Annotated in this window: 9 protein-coding genes and 2 tRNA genes; all 11 read left to right on the forward strand. The window is 53.8% G+C overall.

Annotated elements, in window-relative coordinates; genetic code table 11:
- Positions 1-1,316, forward strand: a 1,316-nt coding sequence (gene glmM, locus INT22_RS15480) for a phosphoglucosamine mutase (RefSeq protein ID WP_226912793.1), incomplete at its 5' end; no start/stop codon positions are given.
- Between the two features lie 126 nt (positions 1,317-1,442).
- Positions 1,443-2,192, forward strand: coding sequence for a triose-phosphate isomerase (gene tpiA / locus INT22_RS15485; RefSeq protein WP_193060637.1), 750 nt, complete (start codon positions 1,443-1,445; stop codon positions 2,190-2,192).
- A 4-nt stretch (positions 2,193-2,196) separates the two neighbouring features.
- Positions 2,197-2,556, forward strand: coding sequence for a preprotein translocase subunit SecG (gene secG / locus INT22_RS15490; protein WP_009723741.1), 360 nt, complete (start codon positions 2,197-2,199; stop codon positions 2,554-2,556).
- A gap of 34 nt (positions 2,557-2,590) precedes the next feature.
- Positions 2,591-2,677: transfer RNA gene (locus INT22_RS15495), tRNA-Leu, on the forward strand.
- 164 nt (positions 2,678-2,841) lie between these two features.
- Positions 2,842-2,918: transfer RNA gene (locus tag INT22_RS15500), tRNA-Met, on the forward strand.
- Between the two features lie 295 nt (positions 2,919-3,213).
- Positions 3,214-3,675, forward strand: coding sequence for a ribosome maturation factor RimP (rimP, locus tag INT22_RS15505; RefSeq protein ID WP_030074116.1), 462 nt, complete (start codon positions 3,214-3,216; stop codon positions 3,673-3,675).
- A 70-nt stretch (positions 3,676-3,745) separates the two neighbouring features.
- Positions 3,746-5,260 (forward strand): transcription termination factor NusA, encoded by a 1,515-nt coding sequence (gene nusA, locus INT22_RS15510; protein WP_009723738.1) that lies wholly within the window; start codon positions 3,746-3,748, stop codon positions 5,258-5,260.
- Between the two features lie 26 nt (positions 5,261-5,286).
- The gene (gene infB / locus INT22_RS15515; protein ID WP_193060636.1) at positions 5,287-7,830 is read left to right on the forward strand and encodes a translation initiation factor IF-2; all 2,544 of its coding nucleotides are present in this window, start codon (positions 5,287-5,289) and stop codon (positions 7,828-7,830) included.
- 17 nt (positions 7,831-7,847) lie between these two features.
- Entirely contained in the window at positions 7,848-8,264 is a 417-nt protein-coding gene (gene rbfA / locus INT22_RS15520; protein ID WP_038480714.1) for a 30S ribosome-binding factor RbfA, read from the forward strand.
- Positions 8,264-9,184, forward strand: a complete 921-nt coding sequence (gene truB / locus INT22_RS15525) for a tRNA pseudouridine(55) synthase TruB (protein WP_089039915.1) — start codon at positions 8,264-8,266, stop codon at positions 9,182-9,184. Before rbfA ends, truB begins: the two co-directional genes overlap by 1 nt.
- A gap of 119 nt (positions 9,185-9,303) precedes the next feature.
- Positions 9,304-9,573, forward strand: coding sequence for a 30S ribosomal protein S15 (gene rpsO, locus INT22_RS15530; RefSeq protein WP_009723734.1), 270 nt, complete (start codon positions 9,304-9,306; stop codon positions 9,571-9,573).
- The last annotated feature ends 34 nt before the right edge of the window (positions 9,574-9,607 follow it).

The following is a 9,607-nucleotide window of genomic DNA, read 5'->3' on the forward strand; positions in this document are numbered from 1 at the left end:
GCGGTACGGTTGGGCAAGCGCCTATTACTGCCGATTTTATGCTCAAGCTGGGGTGGGCGGTGGGTCAGGTATTGCGCCGTGAAAAAGGCCGCACGCGTGTGTTAATTGGTAAAGATACGCGCATCTCTGGCTATATGTTTGAGTCAGCCTTGGAAGCGGGGCTATCTGCCGCAGGTGTCGATGTTTCGTTGCTGGGGCCAATGCCTACACCGGGAATCGCCTATCTAACGCGTACCTTTCGCGCCGACGCTGGGATAGTGATTTCCGCGTCGCATAACCCGTTTGATGATAACGGCATTAAGTTTTTCTCTGCCGAGGGTAAAAAGCTACCCGATGAGATTGAAGATCGCATTGAGACGATGCTTGATGCGCCTCTGACAACGGCGAGCGCGGCTCAGTTGGGTAAAGCGACGCGCATTGACGATGCTGCCGGGCGCTATATCGAATTCTGCAAATCGACGTTACCTGATCGTCTCAGCCTGCACGGTCTAAAAGTGGTATTGGATTGTGCTCATGGGGCTACCTACCACATTGCGCCAAACGTATTTCGTGAGCTAGGCGCTGATGTTAGCGTAATTGGTTCTTCTCCTGATGGGGTGAATATTAACCATCAAGTGGGGTCTACCCATCCCGCAGCGCTGCGTGCAGCGGTGATTCAGCAAGGTGCTGATTTAGGCATTGCCTTTGATGGTGATGGAGATCGAGTGCTGTTGGTAGATGCCGATGGCCGTGAGGTGGATGGCGACGATATTCTTTACCTGATTGCCCGAGATCGTCATGAGCGGGGACTGCTTGAAGGTGGCGTGGTGGGCACTCTGATGAGCAACTTCGGGCTTGCCATGGCGCTGGAGCGGCTGGGGATTCCCTTTCAGCGCGCGAAAGTGGGTGATCGCTTTGTCATGGAGATGATGGCTGCCAACGGCTGGGAGCTGGGAGGCGAGTCATCAGGTCATATTGTATGTGGCCATGCTCAAACGACGGGCGATGGGATTGTTTCAGCGTTGCAAGTGTTGGCGTTGATGGTGCGAGAGCAGAAGCCGCTGCTGTCTCTCTTGACGGGGTTGGAAAAGGTGCCCCAGTCGCTGGTTAACGTCAGGCTGCCTGGGGGTACCAACGCAAAAGATGTCATGACGGCAAAGCCGCTACTCGAAGCGGTGGCTGCCCTTGAAGCTGAGCTAGGTGACCAGGGCCGAGTGTTGCTACGCCCGTCGGGTACTGAGCCGCTAATCCGAGTGATGGTGGAAGGGCGGGCTCACCTGGATGTTGACCGTCTGGCGCATAAACTTGCCGATCAGGTCCAGGCGTTGCTCAGCTAGCTTGGTAAAAGTGTTTGATAGGCGAGTATGCTTGCCACGCCCCCAACTAACTAACCTGTATAACAGCGGTTGTCTTGACAAGGCCGCTCCTATACCATTTCGCTCCACCTTGAGTGAGGATAATCGATGCGTACGCCATTAATTGCCGGTAACTGGAAAATGAACGGCTCCACGGCGTTGATTCAAGCGTTCGGAGACGCCTTCGCCGCGTCCAAGCTGCCTAATGATATCGACGTTGTAGTTATTCCGCCGTTTCCTTATTTGGAAGCTGCACGAAGTGCTTTCCAAAATACGCCGTTACAGCTAGGGGCGCAGACGCTCAATCCTCAGCACTCAGGTGCGCATACGGGTGAGATTAGCGGGCGTATGCTTAAAGAGTTTGATGTGGCCTATGTGCTGGTTGGTCACTCTGAGCGTCGCCAGCTATACAAAGAAGGTGATGAGCAGGTATTTGACCGCTTGGTAGCCGCGCTTGATGTCGGCATCACGCCGATTCTTTGTGTGGGTGAAACTCTAGAAGAGCGCGATTCCGGTAGCACGATGGATGTTGTATTGCGGCAAGTTGGCTATGCAATGGCGCGTTTAGAGCCAGCACAGCGGCTTAAGGTTGTTATTGCCTATGAGCCCGTATGGGCAATTGGGACAGGCCGTACAGCAACGCCTGAGCAGGCTCAGGAAGTAATGGCCGGTATTCGTACCTATCAGGCCGGGTTTGATAAAACGCTAGCCGAGCAGCTTAAGTTGCTTTACGGCGGCAGCATGAATGCAAACAATGCGGCTGAGTTGCTTGCTCAGCCGGATATCGACGGCGGTTTAGTGGGTGGTGCTTCGCTCAAAACCGACGATTTCTACGCCATTTGTCAGTCAGCAGGATAATCCCATGCAAGTTGCAATTCTTATGGTTCACGTGGTGATTGCGATCGCCTTGGTTGTGCTCATCCTGCTTCAGCAGGGTAAAGGTGCCGAAGCGGGTGCCGCCTTTGGTGGAGGGGCATCGCAAACTGTGTTTGGTTCGCGGGGTAGCGGTAACTTTTTGTCTCGCGCAACGGGACTTTTAGCCGCCGGCTTTTTTGTTACCTCAATGGCATTGGCTTATTTTGCGACCCAGGCAGGACAAGCGCCCGAAGCGGGTATTCCCGACTCTCGGCTAATTGAGCAGCAGCGCAATATTCCAACGCTTGACGATGGCCCTGCAAGTATGGATAATACCGCGCCAGTGCTAGAGGAAAGCAGCGAGTAACATATTGATACTGCTTTTTTTAGCCTCCCCTGTTGCCGAAGTGGTGGAATTGGTAGACACGCTATCTTGAGGGGGTAGTGACCGTATGGTCGTGCGGGTTCAAGTCCCGCCTTCGGCACCATCTGTTTTGCTGGCTCGCCAGCTTCCCAGAGTTGTTTTGTCAAATAAGCTTCATTAAAGAGCTATTGTCAAAAAGTAGGGATTGGCACCTAAGACGAAAAATGCACTTGAAAAGAAAGGTTGACGAAAGTGGTTCAAGTGTCTATTATCGTCGACCTAGATTGATGCGGGGTGGAGCAGTCTGGTAGCTCGTCGGGCTCATAACCCGAAGGTCATCGGTTCAAATCCGGTCCCCGCTACCATTTACTAGTAACATGTTAATCGCCTGAAAAGTCTTGATGTTAGCTAATCTTGATGTTGGTTGGGCAAGGGCGAAAGCCAAGTCATGTTATTAGGTGGTATTACAGGTTTCTTTCGAAAAGCCCCTTCCTGTGAAGGGGCTTTTTGTTAGTAGCTTTTCGAGAGCCAAGAGTGTCTCCAGAGCGGATGTCTTCCGAATTGCCAGAGACACATTTCCGGGTAACGCCAATCAGCCACCTAGCTTCTCATTCAACTCCTGGCCAGGTGCCTGATGCAACGGCTATAGGAGCTTTGTCTGTGGCCACAAAACACGCTGCGCTTCACGCGCTGATCGAACCTGTCGTAGCCGCCATGGGTTTTGAGCTATGGGGTATCGACCATCTTTCCCAGGGCAAGCATTCGCGGCTGGTAATTTATATCGAACGCGAAAGTGGCGTCAGCGTGGAAGACTGCGCTGATATTAGTCGCCAAGTCAGTGCCGTTATGGATGTGGAAGATCCCATTCCTGGCGAATACCGCTTGGAAGTCTCGTCGCCTGGTATGGCACGTCCCTTATATACCCTGGATCAATTTATTCGTTATCAAGGCCACCACGTTGCGCTCAAATTGCGCGTGGCTTTTGATGGACGGCGTAAATATCAAGGCCTTCTCGCTGGTGTCGAAGGCGATGAGGTACTGCTACAGCTGGATGGCGAAGAGTACTGTTTTCCAATCGAAAGCATCGATTCTGCGCACGTCGTCCCGCAATTCGACGAATAAACGGGTGGCGGCTTCCGGCAGGCTGCCGGGATGATGCACAAAAGGACAGGTTTTCTGGCGAGGCAAACGCATGAGTAAAGAAATTTTAATGGTCGTGGACGCGATCTCAAACGAAAAAGGCGTCCCCCGCGATGTTATTTTTGAAGCGGTTGAGGCCGCGCTAGCTAGCGCGTCACGCAAGCGTTTTGATCAGGAAGAAGCCAATGTGCGCGTTCATATCGACCGCCGCACGGGCGACTACGATACGTTCCGCTACTGGACCGTTGTCGAAGATGACGAATTTGAAACACCTGATTATGAAATTAAAGAAACCATCGCCGAGCAGCGTGATCCGCCGCTGAAACTAGGCGATGTGGTTGAGAAAAAGATTGAAAATGCCGTGTTTGGCCGTATCGCTGCGCAAACTGCAAAGCAGGTTATCGTGCAAAAGGTACGTGAAGCCGAACGCGCTGAAGTGGTTCGTCAGTACGCTGACCGCGAAGGCGAGTTAGTGGCAGGTATCGTCAAGAAAACCACGCGTGACGGATTGATTATCGACCTGGGTGAAAACGCTGAGGCGTTCTTGCCGCGTAACGAAATGATTCACGGTGAGCGCTACCGCATGAATGAGCGGGTACGCGCCTTGCTAGTGAAAGTTGATCCAGAGGCGCGTGGTGCACAGCTACAGCTGTCACGTACCTGTCCTGAATTCATCATTGAGCTGTTTAAAATTGAAGTACCGGAAATTGCTGAACAGCTGATTGAAATCAAGGGTGCGGCGCGCGACCCTGGCTCGCGGGCCAAAATCGCCGTTAAAACTAACGACCGCCGCATCGATCCTGTTGGGGCGTGTGTTGGTATGCGTGGTTCTCGCGTACAGGCAGTGTCGTCAGAGCTGCAAAATGAGCGTGTCGATATTGTGCTGTGGGACGACAACCCAGCGCAGTTGGTGATAAATGCCATGGCACCTGCCGATGTGGCGTCTATCCTGGTTGACGAAGATGCTCACGCCATGGACGTTGCCGTTGCTCAAGACAATCTGGCGCAGGCCATTGGTCGTAGCGGCCAGAACGTGCGCTTAGCTTCTGAGCTAACCGGCTGGCGTATTAACGTGATGACCGAAGATGAAGCTGAGTCAAAACGTGAGCAGGAAATTGATAGCCTGGTGGATTCCTTTGTTCAGCATCTGGAAGTGGACGAAGACGTTGCCCGCCTATTAGTAGAAGAAGGGTTCACCACCCTGGAAGAAGTTGCCTACGTGCCGCTTGAAGAGATGCTCGAAATCGAAGAGTTCGATGAAGATTTGGTGGAAGAGCTGCGCGCACGAGCGAAAGACGAGCTGCTGACGATGGCCATTGCCTCGGAGGAAGCGCTAGACGGTGCCCAACCAGCAGACGATCTGCTGGACATGGACGGCATGGAGCGCCACCTGGCCTTCATTCTGGCTAGCCGAGGCATCGTCACCATGGAAGATCTCGCCGAGCAGTCTGTCGACGATCTGGTCGATATCGAGGAGTTGGACGAAGCGCGCGCAGCGGCACTGATCATGACTGCCCGTGCGCCCTGGTTTGAAGACGATGGCGTATCGGATTCGAACACACAGTAAAAGGTCACGGGCTGAGGAGGGTCACTATGTCGGATATGACAGTTAAAGATTTTGCAGTAAAGGTGGGCCGTGATGTGCCCCGCCTATTGGAACAGATGAAAGAAGCTGGTTTAAAACATGCGTCAGAAAGCGACGCCGTGTCTGAAGACGATAAGCAAACGCTGCTAAGCTTTTTGAAAAAAAGCCATGGCGGCGGTGACAGCGATGCTAGCAAAAACCGCATTACGTTGACGCGTAAAACCCGTAGCCGTATTAAAACGGGCGAGCGTGGCAAAACGATCGAAGTGCAGGTGCGTAAGAAGAAAACGTACGTTAAGAGCGCCGAAGACGATAAGCCGAAGGCGCCTGAGCCTAAGCATTCTGGCCCGCGTCAACTGGTAGGTGATATGGCAGAAGCGGAAGCCGAGCGTAAAGCTCGCGATATCCGCGAAGCTGAAGAGAAGGCGGCAGCGGCTAAAGCGAAAGCAGCGGAAGAGGCTGCACGTAAAGCCGAGGAAGAGAAAGCCAAGGCAAAAGCGGCTGAAGTGCCCGATATCGCTGTGCCTGAGCTGCAAATCGACGATACCCCGGCACCTGATGATTTGCCGCCCGCGCCGCCGAAAGAAGGCCGCACGGATCGTCGTACAGCACCGCCTAAAAAGGCAGCGGCTAAGAAAAAAGGCCGTAGTGACGATGAGGATCGTGGCGACCGCGAAGAGCGTAAGCGCGGTGGTGGCGGTAAGAAAGTCAAACGTGCCGAGCGTCGCGGCGGTCGTCGTGGTGGTGCCAGCCAGAGTGGCAACGGCAAGCATGCTTTCCAAAAGCCGACTCAGCCGATCGTTCGTGAAGTCTCGATTCCTGAGTCAATCAGCGTTGCTGAGTTGGCCGACAAAATGTCGATCAAGGCCAATGAAGTGATCAAGGCCATGTTCAACATGGGCGCGGCCGTGACCATCAACCAAACGATTGACCAGGATACTGCGGCTATCGTTGTGGAAGAGATGGGCCACAAGGTCAAACTGGTGAAAGACGATGCGCTGGAAACGGAAATGCTGGAAGGCATCTCCTACGAAGGCGAAGAGATCACTCGTTCACCGGTGGTCACTGTTATGGGCCACGTTGACCACGGTAAAACATCGCTGTTGGATTATATCCGTCGCGCGAAAGTCGCCACTGGCGAAGCGGGCGGTATTACCCAGCACATCGGTGCTTACCACGTGGAAGACAACCACGGCGGCGTTACCTTCCTGGATACCCCTGGCCACGCGGCGTTTACCGCAATGCGTGCCCGTGGTGCTAAAGCGACTGACGTCGTTATCCTGGTTGTTGCTGCTGACGACGGCGTAATGCCCCAGACGATTGAAGCGATCGAACACTCCAAAGCTGCTGAAGTACCCATGGTGGTGGCGGTGAACAAGATCGACAAGCAGGGCATCGATCTGGACCGCATTCGTAATGAACTCTCGCAGCATGGCGTGATTTCAGAGGAATGGGGTGGTGACACCCAGTTTGTGCACGTTTCTGCGAAGACTGGCGAGGGCATCGAAGAGCTGTTGGAAGCCATTCAGCTTGTGTCAGAAGTACTTGAATTGACGGCTGTACCTTCCGCACCTGGTAAAGGCGTTGTGGTTGAATCGCGCCTTGATAAAGGTCGCGGTCCGGTAGCCACTGTTCTGGTACAAAACGGCACGCTGAAGAAAGGCGATATCGTTCTTGCTGGTCTGCATTACGGCCGCGTTCGTGCGCTTACCAATGAGCTGGGCAAGCAAGTGGATACCGCTGGCCCTGCGATGCCGGTCGAAATCCAAGGTTTGGATGGCACGCCGGATGCAGGTGATGACTTCATGGTTGTTGCCGATGAGAAGAAAGCCCGTGAAGTGGCTAACTTCCGTCAAGGTAAATACCGCGAAGTGCGCCTGGCACGTCAGCAGAAGGCCAAGCTGGAGAACATGTTCAGCCAGATGGGCCAAGACGAAGTGGCCAAGGTCAACATCGTTCTGAAAGCCGACGTTCAAGGTTCGCTGGAAGCTATCAAAGGCGCCCTGGAAGAACTCTCCACCGGTGAAGTTGAAGTTGCCGTGGTCTCCTCGGGTGTTGGCGGTATCACCGGTACCGATGCCAACTTGGCGCTTGCTTCTGAGGCCATCGTCGTCGGCTTCAACGTCCGTGCTGATGCGGCTGCTCGTGAAATCATCGAACGTGAAGGTCTGGATCTGCGCTACTACAGCGTTATTTACCAGCTGATCGATGAGGTTAAGCAGGCGATGAGCGGTATGCTTGCTCCCGAGTGGAAAGAAGAGATCGTGGGCGTGGCCGAAGTACGCGATGTGTTCCGCGCACCGAAAATTGGTGCAGTGGCTGGCTGTATGGTTGTCGAAGGCACCGTATCGCGCAGCAAACGTATCCGTGTACTGCGTGACAACGTTGTGATTTACGAAGGCGAGCTCGAGTCGCTGCGCCGCTTCAAAGATGACGTTCAAGAAGTGCGTAATGGCATGGAATGCGGCATCGGCGTGAAGAACTACAACGATGTTCAGGTCAACGATAAGATCGAAGTCTTTGACCAAGTGAAGGTCGAGCGCAGCCTGTAAGGCCGCGAGGAGCAATCATGCGCGAATTTAAGCGTACCGACCGAGTCGCTGACCAGCTCCAAAAGGAGCTGGCAGTACTGATCCAGCGCGAAGTAAAAGACCCGCGTTTGGGCATGATCACGGTGAGCGGCGCGACCGTTAGCCGTGATCTTGGCTACGCCGATATCTATGTCACCTTATTGGGTGAGCAAGATCCCGCGCGTATCAAAGAAAACCTGCAGGTGCTAAAGCGCGCTGGAGGCTTTCTAAGAAGCCAAATTGCCAAACGTATTAAGCTGCGTCACGTACCTGAACTGCGCTTTCATTACGATGAAAGCGTGGTGCGTGGTCAGCACCTCTCATCACTGATCGACGAAGCGGTTTCAACTGACCGCGCACGTCAACAGGATGATGAAGAGGGAAGCGACAATGACAATGGTGAGGAGACGCGCTAATGGCACGTCGCCGTCGCGGATTGCCGGTTAATGGCGTATTGCTGCTGGATAAGCCTAAGGGCATTTCCAGCAATCATGCGCTGCAGCGTGTGCGTCGTCTGTTTGAGGCGCAAAAAGCCGGTCATACCGGCACGCTGGACCCTATGGCAACAGGCTTGTTACCTATTTGCCTTGGGGAAGCTACTAAGTTTTCCGCGCACCTGTTAGAAGCCGACAAGATGTATCGCACCCGTGTAGAACTGGGCGTGATTACAGACACCGGTGATGCCGAAGGCACGGTCATTGAGCAGCGCGAGATCCCCCGCTTAACGGCCGAGGATGTCGAGTCAGTCCTAGCTCGCTTTCACGGCGAGATTGACCAAGTGCCGCCGATGTATTCGGCACTGAAGCATCAAGGCAAAAAGCTGTATGAGCTTGCTCGTGAGGGTAAGCACGTTGAGCGTGCAGCGCGGCGAGTAAGCGTGTATGATGCGCGGCTGCTTGCTTTCGAGGGCACTGCCTTTGAGATTGAAGTCAGTTGCAGCAAAGGCACGTATATTCGCACCTTGGCTGAAGATATTGGTCATGCGCTGGGCTGTGGTGCCCACATTAGCCAGTTGAGAAGGCTCAAAACGGGGCCCTTTACTGGCGATGCAATGTGGACACTGGAGGGCCTTGAGGCGCTGGCAGACCAAGCCACCCGCGAGGCTGAACTAATGCCTGCGGATGTGCTGGTTGATCATTTGCCGTCGCTGACGGTGGATGAAACGGCTTACGGGCGTCTTGCACACGGCCAATCGGCTAGCTTAGCCATTGGTGCGCTTGAGCCTGAGGCGCTGGCAAGACTTTATTACGCTGAGACGTTTATCGGCCTTGGCGTTGTAAAAGGGGCGCAGGAAGTAGCTCCCAAGCGGCTGTTAAGTACCGTCGCTATCTCGTAAAACGTTGCAAGGACGTAGCGATTTGCGCGAAAATTGTACGTGAAGATAGTTGCATGAGACTGCAAATATGCGTGGTCTCACCCATTCAATTTTAGGCATATTGCTTACTGGAGAGACAGATGGCATTAACCGCTGAGAAGAAGGCCGAGATCGTCAACGAATACGGCCGCGGCGATAACGATACCGGTTCCCCTGAAGTTCAGGTTGCACTGCTGAGCGCCAACATTAATGGCCTGCAGGACCACTTCAAAACCAACAAGCAGGATCACCACTCTCGTCGTGGTCTGATCCGCATGGTAAACCAGCGTCGTAAGCTGTTGGATTACCTGAAGCGTAAAGATTTTGAACGCTATCAGTCTCTGATTCAGCGTTTAGGTCTGCGTCGTTAAGCGTTAACGGCAACGATCAAAAACGGGCAGCCCC

Source organism: Halomonas sp. 3D7M (assembly GCF_014897885.1).
In the GTDB taxonomy this organism is placed as follows: Bacteria; Pseudomonadota; Gammaproteobacteria; order Pseudomonadales; family Halomonadaceae; genus Vreelandella.

What these genes read in the sequence shown, in the direction of transcription:
- tpiA (WP_193060637.1), top strand. Translation starts at nt 1,443, where the DNA reads ATGCGTACGCCATTAATTGCCGGTAACTGGAAAATGAACGGCTCCACG.
- secG (WP_009723741.1), top strand. Translation starts at nt 2,197, where the DNA reads ATGCAAGTTGCAATTCTTATGGTTCACGTGGTGATTGCGATCGCCTTG.
- nusA (WP_009723738.1), top strand. Translation starts at nt 3,746, where the DNA reads ATGAGTAAAGAAATTTTAATGGTCGTGGACGCGATCTCAAACGAAAAA.
- infB (WP_193060636.1), top strand. Translation starts at nt 5,287, where the DNA reads ATGTCGGATATGACAGTTAAAGATTTTGCAGTAAAGGTGGGCCGTGAT.
- rbfA (WP_038480714.1), top strand. Translation starts at nt 7,848, where the DNA reads ATGCGCGAATTTAAGCGTACCGACCGAGTCGCTGACCAGCTCCAAAAG.
- truB (WP_089039915.1), top strand. Translation starts at nt 8,264, where the DNA reads ATGGCACGTCGCCGTCGCGGATTGCCGGTTAATGGCGTATTGCTGCTG.
- rpsO (WP_009723734.1), top strand. Translation starts at nt 9,304, where the DNA reads ATGGCATTAACCGCTGAGAAGAAGGCCGAGATCGTCAACGAATACGGC.